Below are 25,639 nucleotides of genomic sequence, written 5' to 3'. Positions count from 1 at the left end.
TTTTTATTCATTTCAACGCCTGAGATAACTCAAAGCACACTTTGATTTCATCTCTAGGGTGTTTTGGTGGATTTTGACGACACTTTTTAAGCTCACATTATAGACGCGCTGTTCACATTTCCCACATGCGACTTTAGGGCTGTTCTTATCGCGATGCCGTCACCTCAAACTTGATATTATGAGTGCGTTTAATACTACCATTGTTATTAAAGATAATCTCGCACTTCGGCATTCAATATAACGGCCAGTACCTCACGCTTTGTCATCCTCTAAAAATTCGAGTTCACCCCATTAAAAAACGAGATAGAATAATTCTATTTAACAATCGTTATATTTCCGAGTGGTAATCAGACCATTTAAAAAGGTAAGCATTGACAAAAAAGTCATTTTTTCAGCATTTGCAAATAGCGATCTCGTTAAGTTTGAGTATAATGTCGCCCCTTAGGAATTCAATTGAGCTCGCGGCTCAAGACAGGGCTGGTATATTCAAGAGGTTCAAGTTTGAAGGTGTGTCTAACCTCGAGATTGAAAAAGGCGTCGATGAATATCTGGGTGGTACAACGATTGCAGGCATAAGGGTACGTCGATAGGTATTCTCAAATAGAGGTTTCGAAGACATACACCTAGCAAAGCATTCAAGAGTGATTCCAACGTTTGGCATTGTCAGTCCAAGGTTGGGTTTCGTGTTTACGGTGCATGGTTTAGGAGGGTGGCCGCATCGCTCACCCCTTAACAAGGCATTCGTTTTAAGGAGATTTCGGTGGTAAAAAAAACAGTAATTGGTTCTTTTATTTGCGCGTATAAATACAAAAAACAGATCGCTCAGGCGACAGTCATTCCAATACTACTTTCCTTTTTAATTAAATGGTCGTTAGTTTTCATAAACGACCCATTTTTGACGGTCGCTCTTTTATTGCCGCAGGTCGTCTTACCCGCAATAGTAGCCATAAATGTGCACCGACTTGTTGTTAACGGTGAAAACTCGATACCTAAGTGGGGTCGCCTCCTACCAGGAAAGATTGAACTTTGGTTCATCGGGCACTCTATACTGATCTTTGCCACATTTTTGCCGTTAGTTTTGTTATCTGGATTAGGAGCATCACCTGTGGTGTTGCTTTCATTTTTGGTTTTAATCATATTACCATTAGTATGCCGGCTTTCGATTGTTTTCCCTGCCATCGCAATTGGCAAAGGCGTTTCATTTCAATACGCTTGGAGAGTGAGTAAGGGTCACACTGCATATCTTTGTGGCGTCATGCTGCTTATATCGTTATCGCTCATGGTTGTGATATTACCAATAACACTCTTGACGTCCTCACTGCTGCTACTGGGAGTAATCGGTCAAATCGCAGGGATAGTCATGATTATTTCACTTTCCCTAGCGTATACGCATGTTGTAAAGGAGCAACAAAAATAACCAACGAGTCTGGCGTCAATAGTGATGTTTTGGCGCCGTCTTTCTCCCACGTGACACCTCCTATTGGCCCGCACATAACCAACCGGTTAACTATCCTATATGATGGAGAGGCTCTTCCGGTGACGGCAGCGCCACGTCAACCACCTTGCCCTGCTCTATCCGCCAGTGACGGTCGCAACCAACGCCTTGAATAAACGCAGGCTCGTGGGAAATCAACACCAAGGTGCCGGGGTAATGACGAATGATCGCCTTCACATGGGCTTTGGTCTCAAGATCTAAGTTATTCGACACCTCATCGAGGATCAGCATTTTCGAGGCGACCACGGCAATCAAACACAGCGATAAGCGCGCTTTTTCTCCACCCGATAAGCACTCGGTTCGTCGCTGGACTTCATCATTACTGCGAAACAAAAACGCATTTAATTTGGTGCGTATCTCCTGCTGAGTCCACTGTGGTTTGAGTGTTTTCAAGCTGTCAAACACGCTCAGCATCGGGTCCAAATTGGCATAGTGCTGGTCTAAGTATGTGATGTGTTGTCGCTCAACCCGGGTCCATTCCCCCGCTATGTTTACGCCATCATCGCCGAGAAAGGCACGGATCAGGGTCGATTTTCCCGACCCGTTGTTGCCTGAGATCAGGATTCGGTCCCCTTGGTTGATGGTGAGGTTGATCTCGCTGAGCACATCCCCCTTGTCTTCATACCCCAGTCGTCCATTATGGGCTGAGATCAACACCCCTTTGGACGGCGAATACAAGGAGAGCGCAAAGCTGGGCCTGATCGCATCAGGCACATGCAGCTCGTGCAATTGACCCGCCAAAGCCGCCTGTGTTTGGCGCAGCTCGGCCTGTTTTTTATTGGTGGAGGTGTTGCCGCGATCGGTTTTGGTTTTACTGACGATGGTCGCCCACTTTCTGTTATCAATGCTTTTTTGCCCCTGAGCCTTACTGCTGGCCGCACGATTCTGCGCTTTCATGCGTTTTTGGTGGGTCTGCTGTTTGGCTCGCTCAAGCGCCGCGATGTCTTTGGTGAGCTTGGCGCGGCGTTGCTGCCTTGCGACCAAATAATGGTCGTAATGCCCTGTGAAAGTGTCTATACGGCCATGGTCAATCGCCCAAATACGGTCAGTGCAAGCACGCAACAGCGCTTCATCGTGGCTCACCATCACTAAGGTGCCACTAAAGTGCGTCAGCAGTCGCATCAAGCTTTTGAGGTTGGCTCGGTCTAGGTGGTTCGTCGGCTCGTCCAAGAGCAACATATCTGGGCCGATACTCAGGGCTTGAGTCAGTTTCTGTTGAAACCGCTGCCCACCACTAAGCGATGCGTGGCCTGTGTCTGTTTGACTGACGTAACCCATTCGCAGATCTTTGCCTCGCATCACCTTCCCCTTTGCGGGCGATAAGGTGCCCAACATCAGGCGCAATAAACACGATTTGCCACTGCCATTACGGCCAATAATGCCGATCCGATCGCCATTCTGTATTGCCGCACTAAAATCGTCGATGAGGGGTTGGGTATCAACCGTTAAGCTGACATGGTGAAAAGAAAATTGCATAGCGCCTCCAAGAGGCAGGGCAATATTCGGCATAGAATGCAGAGGTCACATCGCCAAAGCGAGGACAAGATAAATCAATGTGTGTGAGATTACTAAGCTATGCCTACTAACCCTGCTGTTCAGTGTTAAATAAGTGAAAATTTATCGATGACAACAGGTGTTATTTGTTCATTTTGGCAAAGCTTCCTAATCGGGTAAGTAGAGAGGAAGGGTTACGGTATCACCGCTTGCTGGCTTTTTCAAGCTCACCACTCGTGCCACACTCGATAACCCGAACGACCTTGGCTGATCACCTCGCCCGTGCACTTTCTAGGATTTAATTCACTTACGCGAGAACGAGGTTTCCTTGTGTGCATTACAACTTAAGAAGGCGTTATCTTTATCGTCAATGTCAAGGAGGAAGGTGAATACCTCCCCGCTTATCATCATGTCGGTACCTTGAAACGTCTCTGGTCGATTGAAGTTGGATACGCGAATACCTGAAGGCAGTATTGAAACTCTCGCTGTTTCAAGCCCAGTTCGGCGCATTGGGCGGCGGCGATATTCATACCGAGTTGCTCGGTGAGAATCGGTCTCTGATTCTCAGTAGCGCTCTACTCGCTTTCTTTCACCGTCACCACTTTTGCTCTAGACGGGGCTGGACGAACAACCACCGTCTTAGCAATTAAATCATGCCAACCTTGCTTTTTCTCACTAAACGCGACCCAAAGAATGCCAAGGCCCAAGGGGATAAGGCTGATAAAGTAACCCACATAACGCAATAAACTGGTCTTCACATCGAGAGGCTCACCACTCTCGGCCTTTACCACTCTAAGTTTAAACAGCATTTTGCCCGGTGTCGCCGACTTGTATACCCAAAATATCACCGTGACGATGGCAAAAAACACCAATTTGACTAGGAGCTCAACGCTCCCCGAAGAAGTCCGGTCAAGCTCAAAATATTGCTCGCCATATATCCAAAACAGGATGGGCGCTACAATCAACGTAATCAGGATATTGTCAATCAATGAGGCGGCTGTGCGCACCCAAAAGCCCGCATATTCGACCTGTTCATCTTTCATCATCTTTTCCTACTGTCTTCTTATGTTTTTTATCAGAGAAGCGCCTACACGTTTTTGCCCGCATTGCAGCGGCAAGCGTTTGATTGGTGTGCTGCCGCGAGGCGAATGTCACGCGCTTCAAAACAGACGCAAACGTTACCAGCTCGTCCATCAAACAAGGGAGCTTTATACTCACGTGATCGATAAAACCTCTGCCTCAATCCACACCGATGAACGACATCGCTATTTTCTGTACTTTTTGTACAACTCTTCAATCGAGCAATCGAATAAATCTTTGAGCCGACGTTTTATTTCTGGAATTTTAACGGAATCTAGACTGGCTTGCGCTGAATGAAAGCCAAAAATATTGAGGAAATGTCGTTTCGCCACAATCTCTATATCGAGATACCCAGCCTTGTATTCCGTCGGGCTGATAAGAAAAGAAGCGAATTTGGTTTTTTCATCACCCAGAATAAAATACAACCCGCCACTTTCGCCACTTTCCCCAAATCGATCGACTTCCTGAGTCCAAGGGTATTGATCAATAATATCGCACGCATCACTATAACGAGTGATGTGGTCAACACAGCTTTTTATTTGGTTGTCATCTAACAACTTGTCATAACTGACTTTTATAGTATTCACTCACCAGCCTCATTCATATCAATAATTAGTATTACGGTTTTTATGCTTAAGAAACACAGCCAACTCCCTTATTTAACGCACCAACGCTCTACCGTTTAAATCTGATAACACGGGTGTTGTTCGATGGGGACTTGAATGAACTCGCTAAACTCGGGAATAAAACGATGGTAAGCAGCCTATTCTCTATTTTTGTAAGATTCAACCGTTATTTTTAAGCGATGAATATCCCCACCATCCGCGCTCAGTCATCACGGATAATAGGTGTCTTTATAACCCCCTTTACCAACGAAATAAGCTTATAAACTAAGCCGACGTTGGTGCTCGGATATTGCACTCAATCCTCACTCTCCATTCAAGCTGCCTTAGCTATTTCATCGTTGGTGAGTACGGTGGGCGGATGTTAAGCACTGACCACCTTGTCGCCCACGCGTTGTGCTGGTATTGAGCCCCATCGAGTGTCGAGTGGCTGAGGCCGAGCCAGCCACCTCGTTCAGTGGATTTCTCGTATCATTCGCTCACTTTTGATACTAATGATAAGTAATATCATTTAGATTTGCATTAAGGTACGAGCAGTTGTAGCATCGCCCCCCCATTGAATACATATAGAATTTGAATAATGAAGTACGGTAACATCTCGGCATTATTGACTGCGGCGATGCTCGCAGGCTGCCATTCTGGCGGCGATGGTGAGAGCAATAGCGCCAACAGCCCATCGGGCACCACCACTCGTCAAGTGGCGCTTAGCGATGAAAGTATTGAGGTGGTGGATGAATCAACTCTGGTCCTTAACGCACCGGGGATCACGGAAACCAACGCCGCGTCGGTCACTGACCTCTCTAGCAACTTTGGCACCGTGAAGGTCGATCCAAACACCGCAACGGTGGTCTTCCAGCCCTATGGCGCTCCACAAACCTCGCCCTTTTCCGACCAAACGTCCCCCTCCGTGCAACGTCAGGCCTCCGATCACAACTATCAGTTTGAACTCCATTATCAGGTTGATGGTGTCCATTACCAGATCACTGGGTTTGCGTTACCTCTGTTCACCACGCCCCAAAATGAGGTGGTCACTCGGTTCACTAAGCTCAACCATGAGGGCGCAACCTTACCGCCTGAGCAACAGACGCTAACCAAAAAAACCAGTGACTGGTCGTGTATTACCGATGCGAGCACCGCTCTCACTTGGCAAGTATTGCAAGCAAGCGGTGATTTTGCCTTCGACGCATCCTACTACTGGGGTGATCGTACTCTCAACCACCGTGACTTTGGCCGCGCTTTGTGTTCATTAGGCGGTGATTGCAATACCGATACGCTCATTGATACGGCCAACCAGCAGCAATTGTGCGGTTTCTCGGATTGGCGGCTGCCGAGTCGCAATGAGTGGCGCTCCATCATCACAGACCCAATGTCCGACAAGGACAAGTACCTCGCCCCTATTGACCGGTTTTTCTTCCCTTATATGAACGCCAACTACGATGAGGCATATTGGACCAGCAGTTTCAGCATGTACCCAGATGGACACGACATCAATCCCATCGACGGTGACTGGCAAGGTTCCAATAGCACGGTAGGGGATGCTCATGTGATCTGGATGAGTGACAGCTCTGACATCGAGCGTTCACCGCCACGGCCAACCAATGAGCCTAGGCTGTCTTTGTTGGTCCGCGGACAGGTGATCGCCGACAATGCGCCAGCGTCGTTGCCTCAGATTGCCGTCCCCATGCCTGCCGAGACGAACGAGAATGGCAACGAGGATCAACAGTGGCAACAACGTTTTGTGAAGCACGGTCACTCTGGCCAGCCCTTGCTCGATCAGTCAGTCACACAATGGTCGTGCACACAAGACACCTTTTTTGACCAACTGATCCCGAATACCCATATTCTATGGCAAAGAGTGGCGAACACCGAGCCTGTGATGAACTACGCACAAGCACTGGCTTATGTCGAGACCATTAACCAGCAGACCTTGTGTGGGCGCAACGATTGGCGCTTACCCACCGAAAAGGAACTCTCGTCGATCTGGATCGATACCTTAGCCTTCGGTCAAGCGGGCATGGCCTATCGCGCGGGTTATGTGCACAGCATTTTTAACGACACTGTTGTGCACGAAGACAGCTACTACTGGACCCAGACCCCAGGTCAATACCAGCCGCAAGCCAAGCATATCGCTGTCGCCTTTCAAGAGGAATGGTCTGCCAGCAGTTCTCAGCATAATACCCAGCCATTTCGCGTTCGTTTAATTTCTACCTCCCGTGATCCATCATGATAAAAACAGTCTCTACCCCCCGCACTGCACTGATCGCAGTGGCGCTTTTTCTCGCCGGCTGCCATGGCTCGGACACCCCATCGCAATCCACAGAGGATCACCCCTCCTCCCCCACGCTAACCGCGCGGATTGAGCGAACCTCTCAGAGCGAGATCCAATTGGGTGAAACCTATCGGTTTGATTACCCATTGAGTCACGAGCAATCGTTGCGAGTACTCGAACCGCCTAAATATGGTCAGCTTGTCGTCGAAGGCAATCAGTTTCAATACCAAGCGTCCAAGACATTGAAAGGCACCGACCAGTTTCGTCTCGAGATCATCAGCGACGGCGAACCAACCCCAATCAGTTGGATGTTGAGAGTCAATGGAGAGCAACCGCGTTTTCGTCCTCTAGACATCGCCGACCCCACGGCCGAGGATGAGTGGCAATGCCTCAGTGATCGCACCACCCATTTAGGGGTCACTTGGGCTCTGCCAACCGCACCACGCCACCAGACCTTTGGCTGGGAAAACTGGGACGCGAACCTTGCCAACCTTGAAGCCCAGTGCTTTCTCGGACAAGACAAGTGCACCACCGATGCCCTTATTGAGTACGCCAACCGCCATCAATGGTGTGGGCAATCCGACTGGCGTTTACCTTATGCGTATGAAATGCACAACCTGACCAGCGAGCAAGACTTGGCGTTGGAACGCGACCAAGCCGCGATTGACCCTTATTTTTTCCCTCAGGTTGGCTATGAATTCTATTGGCTTGCGACCGATAACAAGGCTCAGCAGCAATACAATTTCGCGCACCGTGTCAGTTTTGGTTCGCAAAACCGCCAAGTATCCAGCCAAAACAAGCGCAGGCCTGCGTCGGCGATGCTGGTCAGCGGTGAAGCCCGCGATCCGAGTCTGCCCAGTCAGCAAGTCGAGGTCCAAGCTGAATCCACCAGTTTTATCCGCCTCGATGACCAAGGCGCACCGTTGCCTCGTGAGCATCAAACTCAAGCCTTTGCGGATAAACCGTGGCGCTGTCTGGATGACATGCGTGGGTTAGTTCGTGACAACCTTTACTTACGCGATCGACGTTTTTCTTATGTTTACTGGCTAACGCCCCATCAACACGATCTTTCTGCGACGGCGCACCAATTCAGTTTGGCCAACGACGGACTGGCGTGTGACCAAACAACTTGCCACTTGGAGACGATGCTCACGCAAGTCAACTCTGCCAATCACTGTGGCCGCACCGATTGGCGTGTGCCGACCATCGAAGAGCTGTCGACCCTGCTGCACCAACAAGTTGATGGTGGTCAATACACGCTCCAGTATCAAACCTCGCTCAATCAGCCCCAGCCGGGTCAGTATTGGGTCAAAACACCGACCGGCTACGCCACACTGGCACTGCCGTTGAGCGCCGACCTTAGCTTAAAACCAGCGCAACAAGGTGAACGTTACAAAGCCTTGCTGGTCGCCACCGAGTTTGAACCCCGAGCCACCGAGGATCGTCGTTCACTTAACAATCATGGGCAACCCAATATGACTCAGTTGCGTCAGGCGTATTCGACGGCCCCCGCCAACTGGCCAGCCGCGTTTGTCGACGATGATGTTGAGGTCAAAGCATTGGGGCGGATGCCGGTGCCTGACTTCCCCTCTCACAACCCGTATCAGCAAGAGAAAGTCGCTCTCGGCCAGCAACTGTTCTTTGACCCGTTTTTATCGGTCGCGCAGGACGTATCGTGCTCAAGTTGCCACGATCCACAAAAGGGCTGGACAGACCAATCCGAGGTCTCTATCGGCCATGCGCAGCAGCGCGGTAAGCGCAACGCGCCGACCATCGTCAATAGCGCGTTTTTGCCAACGCTGTTTTGGGATGGCCGCGCAGACGATCTTGAGCAGCAGGCACTCATGCCGATTCAAGACCCCCTCGAAATGGCGGAGTCTCTGCCCAATCTGATGGATCGCCTTAATGCGCACCCGACCTACCCAGACCGGTTTAAGGCCGTGTTTGGTGAAGACACCATTACTCAGCAACAACTGGCGATGGCCTTGGCCACGTTCCAGAGAACCATCGTCAGCCAGACCAGTCGCTTTGATCAGTTTCTCGACCAAGTCCAAAACGGCACCACCGAACTCCTCAGCGATCAAGAACTGTGGGGGCTGGATATTTATCGCCGAAATGGCCGCTGTATGAACTGTCATATGGGCCCAGAATTGACCAATCATGAGTTTGAAAATGTCGGACTGACTTACTACAAACGGTTTTACCAAGATCTCGGCCAGTTTAATGTCGATGGCCAAAGCACCAGCGTGGGTAAGTTCAAAACCCCATCGTTACGGGATGTGATGAATACAGGCCCTTGGTTCCACAATGGTCTCATCAGCAGCATGGATGGGGTGATCTCGATGTACTCTGAAGGAATGGCCAGTAATGCCCCATTCGGATGGGACAAATACGATCCGAACTACCCGCAGCTGTCGGATAAGATTCGCCCGTTAAACCTCACTTTTGCCGAGGCGCAGGCGCTGAAATCCTTTATGCAGGTCATCACAGCCGACAGCCCACAACAACCGGCTTCAGCGGTTGAACTGGGTCAATCACCGAACTGACTTATCATGCGCCTCGCCATGAGGCGCATGATCCGTCGTCACGCGATGGAGTGGATCTGAATGTTCTCACCCATTTACAGAATGTTTTTAATGATGGTTTCGCTGGCTTTAAACAAGCGTTGGCTTTGGCCTTTCCACCCAGCGCCCTTGGCCTCATTTCTGCGCCGATTGAGCTGAACGTGTTTCGCCTGCGTGTATTGGGCCTGAATTTCTGTTTCCAGCGCCTCTAAGCCAAAAGACGGCCGGCCTTGAGGTTGGCCCAATGGGTACAGCGTGTCCATCGCCAATTGGCCACGATTGTAGTCCAACGCCGCGCGTAGGGTGTTTGCCTTGACGCGCTCGTCATCGCTGAGATCATAAGGTGGTGCCCACTCCGCAGCAGGGTGGAGTTTATCGACCTGATTCAACACACCAATAATGGTCGGCCTTTTACGTGATCGATGCTCTGGACGCAAATAATAGTCGGCCACTTGCTCTCGCAGGGTCACATCCAACTGGCGTGAGGACTGGTTGGCTTTTAATACCCATAACACCAGATCGGACTGAGTGATTTGTTCAAGCACTCGCGCCGCCATGTTATCACTGCCATCCAACCCTGGCGTATCAATCAGGTTAAGCTGTTCTTCCCCTTCAAGCGTGCAACGATAGAGGCGAATATCATCGGTTGCGGGTAATGGGTCAACCTCAGCATTGAGGTGTTGGGTGAGGGTGTTGACCAAGGACGATTTACCCGCACTGATCTGACCGACGATCGCGATTCTGATCGGCGAGAGGGGCGTCTCGGCGCGGGCGTGATCTTGTTGCTCGATATCGCTGAGCCCAATATCGCCTTTATCTGTGGTGTAGCGCCCGCTATAGAGATCGATACACACTTGGGCGACTTCTTGCAGCAACGCCTGCTTCGCGTTGCGTTGCAGATTGTCAGAGACCTTATCTGTCAGTGATCCGAGCAGCTTTCCTCGGAGTTCGCTGGCGATCGCAGCAATGGGATTAGACACTCGCAGCACACGCCATGCCAGCATACCCCGTTTACCCAGTTTAACCGCTTGCTCACCGTACTTCTCATTCACCTCGTACAGCCATTTCATTTGGGAGACCTTAATCCTATCGACGGCCGGAACATGCTGATCCAGCACCTGCCGATATCGTCTGCTGATCTCCTCAAGCAGCTGCAACCCCTCTGGCACGGTAAAGTCGAGCGCCTTCTTATCGAACGCTTGCGCGATTTCTGCGGCAATGTGTATCCCGTGGCTTTTGACCGAGGCCCAATCACTGCTGTACGTGAGCTTGCGCTGAATCGATTGATTGGCTTGTTGCCAGATCCGCAGCTCAGCGTCAGACCAGTCCGATGACGCTTCTACCAAGATGTCCTCCGTGTCATCAGAGGGAGACCTTTTAGCCCACATCCCCCATAGCCAACGCGGAATGAAGAAAACCACCGTGGAAATCAACAAGGCCAGCGTAAGATGCATCACATACCCTTGTTGGATAATTGAGTAGATTCCAAATCCACTGACCAGCAGAATGGGCGCCACCGCCCCGATCAGTGAAATCAGGACAACACTCTCCGCGTAGCGTTGACGAGCGGTTAACTTGGATTTATTGCTTGTCATCACTGGCGGCCCTCTTACCTTTTGTAAACGCTTCTTTATATAAACGCCGCATGGCATCAGGGCACACCACTTGCTGAGTGCCTTTATGATGGAAATAGTAACTCGCTGCGCGCCCAAGACCATAAGTGGCACCAAAGCTGACCGCCGCCGCCGTGACTGCACCTGCGGTTTGCCCGTAGCCGGGGATCAATTTAGCCAATTGCGTCACCCCCAGCCGCGTACCGTACTGAACACCCACACTGGTGCCAAGCGTACCCACGAGCTCACTGAACGTGCGTGTGTTCCATTCCACACCATATTGATTGGCCAAACTGTGCAGCATTTTGGCTTGAATCGCTGGGACAGACACCAGCCCGACAACGGGCATCAGATCGGACGCACTGGCAGTGCCTGCATACCACAACACTTCGTGCTCCAGCGCGGCAAAGTTCTGCTCTTCAAGACTGGCGTATTGATTTTGTTGGATGGTCAAACCGACGATCGGTAACAGCGCCGTCAATGCGTCGATCAGCGTGTCTCTGTGATGATACTGATCCGTCCGGCAATCAAAATCCACGGCAACCGCGGGGATCGCCTTGCCCCAAGCTTGGTCAAACTGCGCTTGATTGTGCGCTTGCATCCGCTGGCGGGCATCCTCATCAACGGCGTTGACTGCCGTGTGGATCACCAACACATGCTCGATGTTTTTTTTCCGGCGAATCTGTTTCAGTGCCGTGATCAGCGCGCTTTGCTCTGGCTCCTCAATTTTCGCTACCACCAACAAAGCGTGGCCCTTGTTTTGACACTCGCCGATGTCGTCACTGGGATCGTAGTTTGCCTCCCCCAAACCCCGCGTATCGAGAAAGCGCAGTACGGGATTTTCTTGGGGGAAGCCATAAGCATAAGCGCTCATCGTACAGGGAGCAAAACCGTTGCCCACCTCGACCTCACTCAACCCAGTGAGCGACTGAATTAAAGACGATTTACCCGCGCCCGTTTTGCCCAATAACCATAACGTGGGCAAAGCATAGTGATCGCCTCGTGAATCACGGAGATCCGCGTGCTTACCTGAATTGATAAATTCTTTGATTGACTCAAACATGATCATTCCGTTTTGTCAGTGAATCGGGTTGAAATGTGGAGACTCATCTCTGTCTCTGGCGTCCATGATTGACTATATCAAATATCACCTTCACCCTGAACGCGAGCCACCCGAGAAGAGGAAAACAGGCCATAGACGCAAAGTGGATCACTGTTTGATGTCGAATCAATCATACACCTAGGTTTTTTAAACCAATGTAAATCACAATTTAATCATTGATTATCTCATAAGTAGATTAATAATGCCTTCTATTACATTGAGTTAGATAGGCTGTACTCTCATCCACATTATTACGAGGAAAAGAGTGTGTATTACAACATCGTCCGTGTATCCGAACTGATGACCTTTGAATTCGGCCTAGTCGAAGGGGATCTCGACACGTTAGATCCCACCGCTGTGGATGCGGGCATCCTAGAGGGAATGAATATGCCGTGTTTATTGGAAAAACTCAAAGAGGGTGAGTTAGCCTTACTCACCACAACCCCTTCAAAACCGATGCTGATCAAACAACCGCATGATGAGTCGTGGTGCCTTTCGAGCCAAGGCGAGTTGGTCTTGACGCCCGAGGCCCAAAACGCTTATCGGTCGCGAATTCGCACCGCCGTGATCACTGTCATGAAAGCCGCTAATAGCTCAAGCCGATCGGCTGAGCCCCCCGAAATGACGTTAAGCGCCGACGTACCACCGGATAGCGAGCCCAATGTCAGACCGAAGCCCAATGTCAGCAATGGCAGAAAAGACATCCGTTTGTACAACATCATACAAGACATGAAACGATTTCTTGGAAATAAATTATGAGCTGAGCGCGTTAGACAATATGGCTCGGTGGCGATCTTTCAGGTATGAGCCCCCAAGACTCAAAGGGGTCGCTTCATCATGACAGGGCGTTGGAGTGGCTGGCACAACGCATGGTTGCGTATTGCGAAACCACCAGCGCCACATTGAAGGTGTGCACGGGGGTTGAGCCCGTTTCTGGCATAAGGAAGCCACGTGGCGGCTCTGGGTGACATGGTGAAACGCGACCCGCTAGGGGCTCATGTGCTTGATGCTGTGCTCACATCAAGCGCCGAGGCCAACCATCCGGCGGTATGCCCTCACATGGGCAGCACCGCACGCCGATAATCAACCCGTGTTGATATCAGTAGCTTCGGGTGATGAGGCCAAGAATGGAAGCTTTAGATTCGCCAAAATACAAGGTCACCGATTGAGTTTCATCTTGAGCGAAACGCCCTTCTTGCTCGATACGGGTAGGCGATTGATATTTGCCTTTACCAAAAAAGGCTTTGATCTGATTGGCCTTAAGCTCAACGCCCCCACCGGAGTGGTTGGTGATCAATGCCTGAATCATACGACGTCCACTCTCACTGGTGTAAATGTCATACGACTCAATCGTAAAATAGCTGTAAGCCGGTTTATCGCGGCTGTGCTCTGGCTCTGGCACATAGGCACTGCCGTCGATCGTCCTTTCATATTGCATCGAACTCTGGGATTGCTCGATACTTTGTTTAAGGGTGCCCAAATCGCTTCTAATGCCATCCAAATCCCCGTCTTGCTGGCGTTCAAACGCCGAGACAAAGCAGGAGGATAGCGCGAGCAGGCTGACGATAAGGTAACGAATTAACATGGTGTTTCCTAAATTGGGCGAGTGATAGAGAGCAACGTGCAGCTTAGGCGCTGACCAAACCTATTTGTCAGAGAACGGTCAATTCGCTGACGCCTTCGGCTTTAGAAGCATGAAAAATCATGAAAAGTTCTGCTGGTTCTAACTTTGGCACGGATCATCATAGGCTTAACCCTTCGTCGTCACAGTTCGGGCCCTCGCAACTCGATTACCGCTGTCACCCTCTTTTTTCCGACTACACTTGCTGGAACAAGGGAGGTGGCTATGAAAAGGCAATACATCTTAGGGCTAGCGCTGTTCAGTGGTCTCACAGTGGCTGGAGAAAGTAAAGTTTACAATGTAAATGGTAACGATTATGAAGGGTATTGGGCGAAAGTCAGCGATGACGCCCCGCTGGTGTTGCTTGTTCACGATTGGGACGGCTTAACCGACTATGAAATGAAACGCGCCAGCATGCTCAACGATCTGGGTTACAACGTCTTTGCCGCGGATCTGTTTGGTCAAGGGGTCCGCCCAACCGAGGTCAAAGACAAAAAACAACACACGGGTGAATTGTATCAGGATCGAAACAAGCTACGCGCACTGATGCAAGGCAGCATGGACTACGCCATGACCTTGAATGGCCGCCAAGTTGATCCTGTCGTGATGGGGTACTGCTTTGGGGGTGCGGCCGTATTGGAATCGGCGCGTGCGGGCATGAAGGCGAAAGGGTTTGTGACCTTTCATGGGGGGTTAAAGACCCCGCAAGGCCAATCGTATCAACAAACCAAGGCGCCCATCCTAGTCTTACATGGCACCGCGGATAGCGCGATTAGCATGACACAGTTCGCCACATTAGCCAGTGAGCTGGAAGCGCAAAATATTGACCACGAGATGATCACCTACAGCGGCGCGCCGCACGCATTTACCGTGTTTGGCAGTGAGCGCTACCGTCAGCAAGCCGATCAAAAATCTTGGCAACGTTTTACCGAGTTTTTGGCCAGCGCCACTCAATAACCCCGCGAAATCAATCCCGCCCTGCATGTGCAGGGCGGGACTTTTTATGACACCAGCTTGTGATTAAGGCGCAGAATCGATTTCCACTGGCAAATAATGTTTCGGCTCCAGTTTCAACCATTCCGGCAATACGGTCCCGATGGAGATAGACGACCAAGTTCCCGAGAGAATGCCAATAAACATCGCAATCGCGAACCCTTCGAGCGCGCTGCCGCCCATTAACCACAAAGCAGACACCGTCAGCAAGGTGGTGCCCGAGGTCACCATGGTACGGGAAAACGTCGCCAGTACCGCTTGATCGTTGATGTCATCCGTTGGGGTCGATTGTTTCGCCAACAGCAGTTCACGGATACGGTCAGCGATAATGATGGAATCGTTGAGTGAGTACCCCAAAATCGCCAAGATTGCGGCAAACACTGTCAGGTTAAATTCCATTTGTGTCGCAGCAAAAAAGCCCAAAACCAACACCACATCGTGGATCAAGGCCAACAAGGCACCACTGGCCAACCGCCATTCGAATCGAAAACACAGATAGCCCAAGATACACATCATCGATATCATTAGGGCTAAGCCGCCCTGATCCACTAAGTCCTGCCCCACTTGAGACCCGACCATGCTGTTGCTGACGACTTCAACCTGATCCGAGGCCCCCGCTAAAAGTGACGCTATGTCCGCCACGGGCGCGTCTTGCTCTGGCACGGGGTAGCGGATCAGCCAGCGGCCATCCTGATCAGAGTGAGTCACCGAGGTAAACTCGCCCAAGGCCGGCTGTAGGCGCTGCAACAAGTCGCTGTTGTTTAGCGTCTTATCCACCTGTACTTCGGTCACCATACCACCAGTAAAATCCAGTCCCATATTGAGCCCTTTGGTTGCAAAGGCCACCAAAGAGATCACCATTAATGCCACCGACACAAAACTGGTAATATAACGAACTCGACGAATATTGTTCTTTAGACAGTGAATCATTATCAGACCTTTACATCGCGACGACCATCGCGTCCCCAAATTAAGTTAATGATGGCGCGTGATGCAAACACACCGGTGAACATACTGGTTAAGAGCCCCAAGCCTAAGGTCAAAGCAAAACCTTGGATTGGCCCGTTACCAATTGAGTACAGGACCACAGCGGTGATCATGGTGGTGATGTTGGCGTCCAAAATGGTGCTCAGTGCGCTATCAAAACCGAGATCAATCGACTGAGCGAAGGTGCGCCCTTCCGCCAGCTTGTCTTTGATGCGTTCAAAGATCAAAACATTGGTGTCGACAGCCATACCCACCGTGAGCACCAAACCCGCGATGCCCGGTAACGTCAGTACCGCGCCAGGCAGCAAGGCGATCAAGCCCAGTAAACTGACCATATTGATCATCAGAGCAAGGTTAGCGACCCAGCCAAGACGACGATACCACAGCGCCATAAAGGTTAAGGTCATCGCCAGCCCCAAGGCCAAAGCCGCGAAGCCATTTTCGATGTTTTCTGCGCCAAGTGAAGCCCCGATCGTGCGTTCTTCAACAATGGTGACTGGCGCGGTCAGGGAGCCCGCTCTGAGCAGAAGCGCCAGATTCTGAGCTTCGTCCAGCGAGCCCGCACCAGTAATGCGGAACTGACTGCCTAATTGAGATTGAATGGTCGCGACGCTGATGACTTTTTCACTGCGCTGCGTGTCGCCGTTAGCATCGATGGTGTATTCACGATACACCGTTGCCATTGGCTTACCGATGTGTTTGCCCGAGAAATCACTCATGGTTTTACCACCGGTGTGATCGAGCGAAATATTCACTTCAGAAAAGCCCGTATTGTCCACACCAGCACGCGCGTTCACGATGTGCTCTCCGGTCAACACTGGGCGTTTTGACAAGACAACATCACGGCCATCATTGTCTTTGAGGACTCTTTCACCATAAGCGGCACCTTCCGCGCTCGATTTCGCTTCGTGGAAGGCCAGCGATGCTGTTGCTCCAATCACATTCTTCGCTTGTGACGGGTCCTGTACACCCGGCAATTCAATCCGAATACTGTGTTCGCCCTGACGCTGAACCAAGGCTTCAGTGATGCCCAGCTCTTCAATCCGGTCCCGCATGATTTTGAGGTTTTGCTTGATCGTGACCGCTTGGAACTCAGATTTATTCTGAGCGGTCGGTTTAACGGACAAGGCATTCGCGTGGCGCTTGATTTCCCAACCCGAATAATTTTGACGTAAGTAGTTCGCCGCCTTGTTCAAGGTTTCCGCGGAGTGGCTTTTCACCTCAAACCCGTCGATACCGACTTGCTCAAACTGAATGCCCCGTTCGCGGTCCTGACGCATCATGTCACGCATCTCATCGACCATGGTGTTGCGCTGCTCTTCAAAGGCTTTATCAACATCAACATTCAATAAAAACTGCACACCACCACGCAAATCAAGGCCAAGTTTTATCGGGCTAAAGCCCAAGTCACTTAGCCATGTTGGGGCCACAGAAACATAAGAGAAGCTAATCGCGTCCTGTTTATTGAGAACCTTATTGAGCGCTTCCCGTGCGTGGGTTTGATCGGTTTCATTGTCAAACACCAAGGTGGTGGCTTGATTTTCCTGAGTGATCGCGTTGGCATGGATATCGTGCTGTTCGAGGTAACGATTGAGCGCGATAGGATTATCAATGGTGGCGTTCTTTTGTGACGTTGTCACCTGTATCGCAGGTTGTTCGCCATACCAGGTCGGAATCGCACTCAAGGTAAGGACGATGATCGTCACCACAAGAACCGCATACTTCCAAACAGAGTAGCGATTCATGACTCGAGCACTGCTATTATTTTGCTTTTTATTCGTCATAGTTGATTCTTTACATGCAATCCCCACTTAGGCCGAAGGGCTAAGCGGTAGAGAAAATCACCTGACTCAGTGAAATGGAGTCAGTCGAATGATAAAAGGTCGGCGACAAGCACAGCCACATTAAGCTTGGACGGTGTTGTGCGACTTGTGGGTACGGGCAACCAAAACGGTTGGCTCGCGATCAGAATTGATTATTGAGGGCGACGTACATCGCATTGGAATCTTTCCAACCCGATATTCGAGCATTGGAAAAAAAGGTCGTTTGCCTCTGGCGGCCATGGCTCGCCAAGGTCGAAATAACGCGGGTATCCGGTGGAAAGGCATCAAGGTGCGGCGTTTTGCCGTCGTCCGCCACACCAGCTGAAAGACAGCCGCGGTAGAAAGACGCCAGTTTTTTTGCCAGTGGCGGCGCGTCGCTGTGTGTCTGAGCGTCGCCTAAGCTGGCGTCAAGATCAGACGCCGCTAACGTATTAGCATGGTGACGGCTATCACTGGTGAGTGTGCTATTTTCGGCTTGGGTGAAGTACGCCAAAACCTGCGTTGGCAACACCATCGCAATAAACGCAAGCCAGAAAAATTTAATCACACGTTGAACCATCGACGCCCCCATACTCTACTCAGTCGGATAGTAAATCCTTGGCTGTGGATACACAACTAAAATCTTCTAAAACACAGTATGACGGCTTACCGCCGTCCTCCCTATCCGTAAAACACCTGAGTTTTCACTCGGGTTGGCGATAAAATATCTCACCAGATTGCACGTCCAAATACACCTTGTTGGCCTGCTTGATGCCGCCACAGTAGACAAAATACACATCCCGATCGCGAAATGTGGTCGAACGCACCCAACCACTGGTCTCTTCAAAATCTTCTGGTACACAGGTTTTATCAGTGATCAACTGACCGGTCTTGAGGATAAACATATCAAAAAACTGCTTGAAGTCATCGGATTTTTCAATGTAACGGCTGATGGTTTCCATTCTTTCTTCTTTTGAAATGGTCGGCGCCACTTCAAGCAGCGCATCCATCGGCACCCATTCCGCAATTTCTTCCCCGCCCTCTTCATAGACGTAGTAGTCCGAGACTCTTCCCCAGCCGTCTTTTTTTTCAAGAATTTTCAATTTGTCACCGCGATAGACGACACTTTCTATAAACGCCTTGTGATCGGGGAACTCACGGATCCCCAGCCTTTCTGGACTGACGTAGTAATCCATCACTTCAGGTTTGGCCGGCACAGGCGGCGCGGCTTTTTCTTCTTGTGGCGGTGGCGGCGTGGCCTCTGCGTTCATGGCCGCTTCTTCTGCGTCTTGCTGAGGCTTGAGAAAGAAGATGTAATACCCTCCCCCAGCGCAGGCAACGCCCAGCAGTAACATGATGAACATAATTAGTTTCTTCATACTTGAATCACATCTTGTCTTTCATTCAACCGAACACGACATAGCCCAAAAGGCCATGCCTATGCTGTAACGGCCAGCATAGTCCACACTTTACTCGTTATAGCATTAGTGCAAAACAGGTTGGAATCAAGATCTCATCGTGAAACTCGCCAGAGCGCATCAAGGTCAGCGAGGTTGTACCGCTGCCGCAGGGCACAAAACCCGGAGTCGGCCATAACGAAACACTGAGAAGGCGATAACGAACGTCATCAACACCGACAACAAACGCATGGGACGGCGATAAAAACCGGCGGTGGGAATCAAAACAATGCGTAAGGAAACAGGAGGAACATGGGCGGTCAAGGTGCCTGAAGCCTTTTGTATCGGTGGCTTCAGGCGGTTTGGGGGATCAGCGGCTGAGCTCGTCGCACTTAGCGGCACAGATAAAATCGTTACGATGCAACCCTTTGAGCGAATGGCTCCACCAAGTCACGGTCACTTTACCCCACTCCAGCAAAATCGCCGGATGATGAAACTCATCTTCAGCCAACTCCGCAATCTGGTTGGCAAAAGCCCACGCCAGCTTGAAGTTTTTAAATGCGTAGACTTTCTCCAATTGAGGAATGCCATCGCGTTCGATCAACTGCCAGTTGTCGAGCTCAGTCAGAAGCAAGCGTCTGTCTTCTTGATTCAACGCCACGGCATCACTGCTGCAAGCCTCACAACGTAATTCATTAAGCATGTATTGGTTCCTTTGGTTCAAATAAAGGCGGTAAAAGCCCCGCTTTCATCGCCTGTTGTACGTGATACATCACATCGACTTTACTTAACCGATAAAGCTCTTTGATGTTGTCTAACAAAAAATACGCGGGCTGCATAATGTCAATGCGATAAGGCGTGCGCAACACGGTTTCGATATCAAAACGTGCTCTCATCGGGCGTTCATCATCCAGCGCGTAGAGGGTTTCGCCGGGGGACGATAAGATCCCGCCGCCATAGATTTTGCAGTCCTTGCCTTCTTTAACCAGCCCAAATTCTACCGTAAACCAGTAAAGCCTCGCCAAATAGACCCGCTCTTTGCTTGACGCGTCTTTACCTAACTGGCCATAAATGTGGGTAAATTCGGCAAACTCTGGGTTGGTTAGCATCGCACAATGGCCGAAGATTTCATGGAAAAAATCCGGCTCTTGCAGATAATCGAACTCATCGCGGGAGCGCAAAAAGGTCGCCACGGGGAATTTTTTGTCGGCCAAAAGCGCAAAAAATCGATCGAAGTTGATCAACGCCGGCACCGGTTCAACCTGCCAGCCCGTTTCACGACGCAACACGTCGTTGACTTCAGGTAACTGAGGCACCCGATCGACGGGCAAGTTCAACAGTGTCAGGCCATGCAAATATTCTTTACACGCACGTTGATTGACCAAATTGAGCTGACGCGACACCAATTCATTCCAGATTTGGTCTTCCTCGGCCGTCCAATCAACAAGTCCCTGTTTATTGACAGGTTTTGATATGTAATGACTCACCACAGTTACCTTTAACAATTCCTTTACATTAAGCCTATCCCCTTGTGAAAACGCTGACAATTGGTACGAACAGATCCTGCACAAAATCTCTGTAACACAATATTTACATTTGTATGTTTTTTTCTTATTTATCAGCGATCTGTTTATTCGCGGTTTGTTTGACATTGGCTAGTTTTCAAACAAAACTTAACCATAGTTTGTAGAAAAGTATTAAGTTGAGGAATTCATGCCCACTCAAGCCCTACCAGAGCAAGCACCGCTCTGGAGCCCCAGTCAAGACAGAATCACTGCGTCTAACCTTCATCAGTTTATTCAACACGTCAATATGCAGGGTGAAGCGATTGAAGGCTACGGTGATCTGCACCAGTGGTCCGTCGAAAACAAAAAGGCGTTCTGGCTCGAAATCTGGCAGTTTTGTGATGTGATTGGTTTCAAAGGGGACTGCATTCATGGCGAAGGCATCGCGCGTTGGGGGAAATTTTCCTCCACCAGAGACACCATTTGGTTCCCTCAATCTCAACTTAACTACGCCGAAAACCTTCTGTCTTACGCCTTTCAGCAACCTGAAGGGATCGCCATCTGGTTTAAGAACGAACGCGGTCAAAACCGAAAACTCACGTGGCAACAGCTGTGCGATCAAGTCTCAGTGGTCCAGCAATGGCTCAAGCAAAATGGCGTTGAAAAGGGCGACGTGGTCGCGGGCTACTTGCCTCATATGCCAGAAACCGTCGTCGCGATGCTCGCAACCACCAGCTTAGGCGCGATTTGGACCTCCACCTCACCCGATTTTGGGGTCGAGAGCGTTAAGGAACGTTTTGGGCAAGTTCAACCTAAAATATTGTTCTGTTGTAACGGGTATTCGTTCAACGGCAAAACCTTCAATATGGAGGAAAAGAACAACGAGATCGTTGACGCAATAACCAGTATCGAAAATACGTGTTTGATTGATTATCTGCAAATTGGTCAGGAACAAACCCGCAGTTGTCACACTTTTTCTGATTGGGAATCGGTGTTGGCCAGTTATATTCCCCGCGGTATACGTTATCAACGAGTCAGCTTCAATGACCCCGTGTTTATCCTCTATTCTTCGGGCACCACGGGTCAGCCCAAATGCATTGTCCACTCGGTCGGCGGCACCATCCTCAACCACCTCAAAGAGCACCAACTTCACTGTGATATTCATCCGGGTGAGCGGGTCTTTTATTACACCACCTGTGGCTGGATGATGTGGAACTGGCACGTATCCACGCTTGCCAGTGGGGCCACCTTGGTGATCTACGATGGCAGCCCGATGTATCCGATGCCAAGTGTGCTGTGGGAACTGGCTGAGGAAGCGAACGTCAGCCTGTTTGGTACATCCGCCAAATACCTTGAGGCGTTGCAAAAAGCGCTGTTTAACCCCAGCCAATATTATCCGCTCGATTCACTCAAGACGCTCTGTTCCACTGGGTCGGTGCTCTACCCTCAGCAATACGATTACGTCTACAGCCGAATCAAGGTTGATGTCCATCTTGCTTCGATTTCTGGGGGGACGGATATTTGCGGCTGTTTTGTGCTGGGTAACCCCATCTCACCCGTCTATCGCGGTGAATGTCAATCGGCCGGACTTGGGCTTAATGTGCAGGTCTTTAGCGACAAGAGTGTCCCAGTGGTGGGCCAACGAGGCGAGCTGGTTTGCCTGAACAGTTTTCCCAATCAACCCGTGGGTTTTTGGCGTGATAATGGTGAGCGTTATCACAAGGCCTACTGGGACAAATTCGACAATGTTTGGCACCACGGCGACGATGTCGAGCGGACGTTATCGGGCGGGATGATTTTCTATGGTCGCAGCGATGCAACGCTCAACCCCGGTGGCGTGAGAATTGGCACCGCTGAAATTTATCAGCAAGTCAATCAGATTGAAGGGATCTTGGATTCGATTGCCGTTGGTCGCGTTCATCATGGGGATGAGAAAGTGGTGTTGTTTGTGCAGTTGGCGGAACAAAGCACGCTCAATGACGCGCTGATCTCAACCATCAAACTGCAACTCAAAACCCAATGCTCTCCGCGTCATGTGCCCGCAGAGATCTACGCCATCAGCGAAGTACCCAAAACCAAATCCGGTAAGTTGGTCGAACTGGCCGTCAAGCAGGTGTTACATGGAAAAGCGATAGAAAATAAAGGGGCCATTGCCAACCCTGAAGTGCTTGATGAAATCGCCCAATATGCCATGGCAAACGTCACGGATTGATACCGTGATGGATTGAAACATCAGGGGCGACACGCCCTTTTTGTGTCCGTGGGACCAGGGAGCGTCTCAGAGCGGAGTGCGTGCCCCACTGACAGCGGGGCATCGAGGCGGCTATTTCCGAGCGATCGCCATCAAGACGGTCATCTTGCCGTGAGGCGACTCAACGTGAAACGGCGTGGTGACTTCAACCTCTTCAAAACCCACACTGCTTAATACTTGCAACACGTGCGCGGCGGTCATTCCGCCCGGCTCATCGTTATCGGACAACCAGTCCCAGTGGACAAAATAATTGCCTTTGTTCAACAGGCTATAAATGACATCGGCGGTATCGGAGTAATTGGGCAAAAAACTGCACACAGAAGAGGCTACCACCAAATCAAACTGGTGACGAAACGCCGGATGAATCGCGACTAACCCGCGGGTTAAGAGATCCACCACAGGCTCAACATTGCTGAGCTCTTTTAAATCGAGTTGCTCGATCATGGCTTCAGAGCTGTCCAATGCGACAATGTCTTTGACGAGCGGAGAGAGTATTTGGCTGAGTAAGCCAGTCCCACACCCAAAATCCAGCACGTGTTTGCCACGCACATCGACAATTTTTTGTAAAGATTCAAACGCTTGATGCGCATATTGCACCGCGATAGGTTCGTTTTCCCACTCTGCTGCGTAAGCATCCCATTCACTCGCCATCATGCTCTCCCTATTACCTCATTCATTTGGCGACGATAGAGTACCAAAACTGCATCAAATTCATAGCTTTTGAGCGCAGAAAACAGACAATCGCAGTGTATTCCTATAGCATTAGCTTATATAAGCAGCATTTTTGAGCCGAACCGATGAACCTATCTCAGATTGAAGCCTTTTGTACCGTTGCTGACACCGGGTCCGTTTCCGAAGCCGCCAGACAACTTGATTGTAACCGGACCAAATTAAGCATGGCGGTGAAGACGCTCGAACAAGATCTCAATACCGAGTTATTTGTCCGCACGGGCAACCACGTCTTTTTGTCGGAAGCGGGCAAAGCCATTTACCGCGATTGTCAGAACCTGCTGGTGACTGCCGCTCGAATCAAACAAACCTGCGCTCAGGTGTCTGGTGATTTCAACGCCGAGGTTTGGATCGCCCGTGATGATTCTTTGCCCAACGAGATGTGGCAAGAGTTCTCACACCACCTCAATCATCAATTTCCTGCGACGGCATTTAATATTATGCTCGCCTCCAGTGGCGATCTCGCCAACCTCGTGGCCACACAACAGGTCGATTTTGCATTTGGGGTTGATTACGAGCGCATTGATGATCCTCATATCAGCTACCATCCGTTGGGCAAAATACGAATGATGTCAGTCTGTCAGGGTAAACACCGGCTCAGCCAGCTCAGACGGGTCTCAGACGTCGAGCTACGCAATGCGATGCAAGCGGTGATGGTTTACCTCAATGAGAAAGACAACCCAGAGCTTCAGCCGTTTTCCCTTCGCTATATCGGCTTCTCAAGCTTCGATTCTATGTTGAGCACCATTATGACCGAAGACGCGTGGGGCGTGTTGCCTGAACCGCTGATCCGTCAGCATTTACGCCAACAAAGTCTGGCGGTCATCAAGCACACCTATGGGCTCACTCAAGAAGATTATTGCATGTTTACGGCCGCGGGCATGGCCGAGCACCCGGGCATGTCTTGGTTGGCAGATAAACTCAATGAGTATTTGTTTGATTTCTTCTGATGATGGCCGTAACCGGCCTTTTCTGCCCAAACAAGGGGCGCTGAGGACAGTCAGCGTCATTATTTTTGACACTTGATATCCATCATAAATTGCTGTTTTTGTTGATAATACTAAAAACACCCCACCGTACAAGACCCACAGAGCCTCGAAGCGGTTTGTTAAATTGGCGCGCTGCGTGAACAATAAAGAGAGTTACCACAAGAGTGCTATCTATGTGTGTCAAGACCCGCTTGAATGAAAAAAGACTGTTGATGTTCTCCGCGTTATTGGCGTCCGCCTTTGCCATTGGGGGGCTGGTGCTTGGCTGGTGGGTCGGCTCGATTGTGATCATGTTTGATGGCATTTATTCTGCGGTGAGTTTACTGCTGACCTTGTTATCCCTCGCGGTCGCCAAATATATTCAAGGGCCCGCGCATCGCCAATTTCCCTTTGGCAAAGCGGTGTTAGAGCCAGTGGTGATTGCCATTAAAGCCAGCGTCATTCTGATGATTGTCGCCTATGCGCTCTATTCTGCAATCATAGCCATCATCAACGGTGGGCGTGAGGTCGATACGTCCATTGCGACCTTATTTGGCGTGGTCAATGTGGTGGGCTGCGGCTACGCATGGTGGCACATTGCGCGCAAATCAAAACGCGACTCTTCGGATTTGATTGAGGCCGAGGCGAAACAATGGCAAATGGACACCTTGCTCAGCGTGACGGTGACCTGCGGTTTTGTTGTCGCTTGGGTGGTCGCACGCTCTCCTTTGTCCAGCTATGCGGTGTACGCAGATCCCATGATGATGGTCCTGATGTCGTTTTATTTCATTAAGGTCCCGCTTGATATGCTCAAGCAAGCGCTCAGAGAACTGTTAATGATGTCCCCCAGTGAGGAGATTTGCCATCAAGTGGATGAAAAAGTCTCAGAGCTTGACCATGAGTTCCACTCGGACATCGAATTGGTGGCGGTGACTAAGATCGGTCGCGAGCTTTGGGTCAATCTTGATATCCACCCCAATGCCAAACAGATCTCGGTGGCCGATTTAGAACGAGCACGACAAACGTTAAAAGAAAAACTGTCTAATTTGCCTCTGGATTTACACCTCACACTGCACATCGCTCACTAACGTCACAAAACACCGGATTACTCGGCACATTTTGGCTTCAACCGCAACAAAACCCATC

General features: G+C 50.3%; 22 protein-coding genes. 9 read left to right on the top strand and 13 right to left on the bottom strand.

The window, feature by feature from the left end:
- The first annotated feature begins 760 nt into the window (after positions 1-760).
- A complete protein-coding gene (locus HLM86_RS11250; RefSeq protein WP_170882854.1) occupies positions 761-1,417 on the top strand; it encodes a hypothetical protein in 657 nt (218 codons plus the stop codon).
- 90 nt (positions 1,418-1,507) lie between these two features.
- Here HLM86_RS11250 and HLM86_RS11245 read toward each other — a convergent pair whose 3' ends face one another.
- The 3 genes from HLM86_RS11245 to HLM86_RS11235 form a co-directional block, all read right to left on the bottom strand.
- Positions 1,508-2,971, bottom strand: coding sequence for an ABC-F family ATP-binding cassette domain-containing protein (locus HLM86_RS11245; RefSeq protein WP_170882853.1), 1,464 nt, complete (start codon positions 2,969-2,971; stop codon positions 1,508-1,510).
- A 593-nt stretch (positions 2,972-3,564) separates the two neighbouring features.
- Positions 3,565-4,032, bottom strand: coding sequence for an RDD family protein (locus HLM86_RS11240; RefSeq protein ID WP_076590426.1), 468 nt, complete (start codon positions 4,030-4,032; stop codon positions 3,565-3,567).
- A 222-nt stretch (positions 4,033-4,254) separates the two neighbouring features.
- Positions 4,255-4,656: a hypothetical protein gene (locus HLM86_RS11235; RefSeq protein WP_076590425.1), complete on the bottom strand. Its 402-nt coding sequence runs from the start codon at positions 4,654-4,656 to the stop codon at positions 4,255-4,257.
- A 616-nt stretch (positions 4,657-5,272) separates the two neighbouring features.
- Between HLM86_RS11235 and HLM86_RS11230 the strand changes: the two genes are divergently transcribed.
- Both HLM86_RS11230 and HLM86_RS11225 read left to right on the top strand, forming a co-directional pair.
- Positions 5,273-6,919 (top strand): Lcl domain-containing protein, encoded by a 1,647-nt coding sequence (locus HLM86_RS11230; RefSeq protein WP_076590423.1) that lies wholly within the window; start codon positions 5,273-5,275, stop codon positions 6,917-6,919.
- Positions 6,916-9,507 (top strand): cytochrome c peroxidase, encoded by a 2,592-nt coding sequence (locus HLM86_RS11225; RefSeq protein WP_170882852.1) that lies wholly within the window; start codon positions 6,916-6,918, stop codon positions 9,505-9,507. Before HLM86_RS11230 ends, HLM86_RS11225 begins: the two co-directional genes overlap by 4 nt.
- A 74-nt stretch (positions 9,508-9,581) precedes the next feature.
- Here the strand turns inward: HLM86_RS11225 and HLM86_RS11220 are convergent, their stop codons facing one another.
- Together HLM86_RS11220 and HLM86_RS11215 are read right to left on the bottom strand one after the other, a co-directional pair.
- Complete coding sequence (locus tag HLM86_RS11220) at positions 9,582-11,120, bottom strand: GTPase family protein (protein WP_170882851.1); 1,539 nt, start codon at positions 11,118-11,120, stop codon at positions 9,582-9,584.
- Positions 11,107-12,201, bottom strand: a complete 1,095-nt coding sequence (locus tag HLM86_RS11215; RefSeq protein WP_170882850.1) for a YcjF family protein — start codon at positions 12,199-12,201, stop codon at positions 11,107-11,109. The genes HLM86_RS11220 and HLM86_RS11215 overlap by 14 nt, the downstream gene beginning before the upstream one ends.
- A gap of 306 nt (positions 12,202-12,507) precedes the next feature.
- Between HLM86_RS11215 and HLM86_RS11210 the strand changes: the two genes are divergently transcribed.
- On the top strand, positions 12,508-12,999 hold the full coding sequence (locus HLM86_RS11210) for a hypothetical protein (protein WP_076590419.1): 492 nt from the start codon (positions 12,508-12,510) through the stop codon (positions 12,997-12,999).
- Positions 13,000-13,191: 192 nt separating this feature from the next.
- On the top strand, positions 13,192-13,323 hold the full coding sequence (locus HLM86_RS20335) for a hypothetical protein (protein ID WP_281249537.1): 132 nt from the start codon (positions 13,192-13,194) through the stop codon (positions 13,321-13,323).
- Positions 13,324-13,339: 16 nt separating this feature from the next.
- Here the strand turns inward: HLM86_RS20335 and HLM86_RS11205 are convergent, their stop codons facing one another.
- Positions 13,340-13,825 (bottom strand): hypothetical protein, encoded by a 486-nt coding sequence (locus HLM86_RS11205; protein WP_076590418.1) that lies wholly within the window; start codon positions 13,823-13,825, stop codon positions 13,340-13,342.
- Between the two features lie 261 nt (positions 13,826-14,086).
- Between HLM86_RS11205 and HLM86_RS11200 the strand changes: the two genes are divergently transcribed.
- Positions 14,087-14,818: a dienelactone hydrolase family protein gene (locus HLM86_RS11200; RefSeq protein ID WP_076590417.1), complete on the top strand. Its 732-nt coding sequence runs from the start codon at positions 14,087-14,089 to the stop codon at positions 14,816-14,818.
- Positions 14,819-14,881: 63 nt separating this feature from the next.
- On the opposite strand, the gene secF is transcribed toward HLM86_RS11200, so the two are convergent.
- The 6 genes from secF to phhA all read right to left on the bottom strand — a co-directional run bounded on the left by secF (position 14,882) and on the right by phhA (position 20,527).
- Complete coding sequence (gene secF, locus HLM86_RS11195; protein WP_076590416.1) at positions 14,882-15,784, bottom strand: protein translocase subunit SecF; 903 nt, start codon at positions 15,782-15,784, stop codon at positions 14,882-14,884.
- A 2-nt stretch (positions 15,785-15,786) separates the two neighbouring features.
- Positions 15,787-17,625, bottom strand: coding sequence for a protein translocase subunit SecD (secD, locus tag HLM86_RS11190; RefSeq protein WP_076590415.1), 1,839 nt, complete (start codon positions 17,623-17,625; stop codon positions 15,787-15,789).
- 181 nt (positions 17,626-17,806) lie between these two features.
- Positions 17,807-18,223: a hypothetical protein gene (locus HLM86_RS11185; protein ID WP_170882849.1), complete on the bottom strand. Its 417-nt coding sequence runs from the start codon at positions 18,221-18,223 to the stop codon at positions 17,807-17,809.
- A gap of 124 nt (positions 18,224-18,347) precedes the next feature.
- Positions 18,348-19,022, bottom strand: coding sequence for a hypothetical protein (locus tag HLM86_RS11180; protein WP_076590414.1), 675 nt, complete (start codon positions 19,020-19,022; stop codon positions 18,348-18,350).
- Positions 19,023-19,410: 388 nt separating this feature from the next.
- Positions 19,411-19,743 carry a 4a-hydroxytetrahydrobiopterin dehydratase gene (locus HLM86_RS11175; protein WP_170882848.1) on the bottom strand — a complete coding sequence of 111 codons (333 nt, stop codon included), beginning with the start codon at positions 19,741-19,743 and terminating at the stop codon, positions 19,411-19,413.
- Complete coding sequence (phhA, locus tag HLM86_RS11170) at positions 19,736-20,527, bottom strand: phenylalanine 4-monooxygenase (protein ID WP_076590440.1); 792 nt, start codon at positions 20,525-20,527, stop codon at positions 19,736-19,738. The genes HLM86_RS11175 and phhA overlap by 8 nt, the downstream gene beginning before the upstream one ends.
- 226 nt (positions 20,528-20,753) lie before the next feature.
- On the opposite strand from phhA, the gene HLM86_RS11165 reads away from it, so the two are divergent.
- Complete coding sequence (locus HLM86_RS11165; protein WP_170882847.1) at positions 20,754-22,757, top strand: acetoacetate--CoA ligase; 2,004 nt, start codon at positions 20,754-20,756, stop codon at positions 22,755-22,757.
- 111 nt (positions 22,758-22,868) lie between these two features.
- On the opposite strand, the gene HLM86_RS11160 is transcribed toward HLM86_RS11165, so the two are convergent.
- Positions 22,869-23,447, bottom strand: coding sequence for a class I SAM-dependent DNA methyltransferase (locus HLM86_RS11160; RefSeq protein WP_170882846.1), 579 nt, complete (start codon positions 23,445-23,447; stop codon positions 22,869-22,871).
- A gap of 146 nt (positions 23,448-23,593) precedes the next feature.
- Between HLM86_RS11160 and HLM86_RS11155 the strand changes: the two genes are divergently transcribed.
- Positions 23,594-24,475, top strand: coding sequence for a LysR family transcriptional regulator (locus tag HLM86_RS11155; protein ID WP_170882845.1), 882 nt, complete (start codon positions 23,594-23,596; stop codon positions 24,473-24,475).
- A gap of 212 nt (positions 24,476-24,687) precedes the next feature.
- The gene (locus HLM86_RS11150; protein ID WP_076590409.1) at positions 24,688-25,581 is read left to right on the top strand and encodes a cation diffusion facilitator family transporter; all 894 of its coding nucleotides are present in this window, start codon (positions 24,688-24,690) and stop codon (positions 25,579-25,581) included.
- Positions 25,582-25,639 lie beyond the last annotated feature (58 nt).

The organism is Vibrio ostreicida (assembly GCF_013074385.2).
GTDB classification, from domain to species: domain Bacteria; phylum Pseudomonadota; class Gammaproteobacteria; order Enterobacterales; family Vibrionaceae; genus Vibrio; species Vibrio ostreicida.
This window is presented reverse-complemented; position numbering and strand designations above follow the sequence as displayed.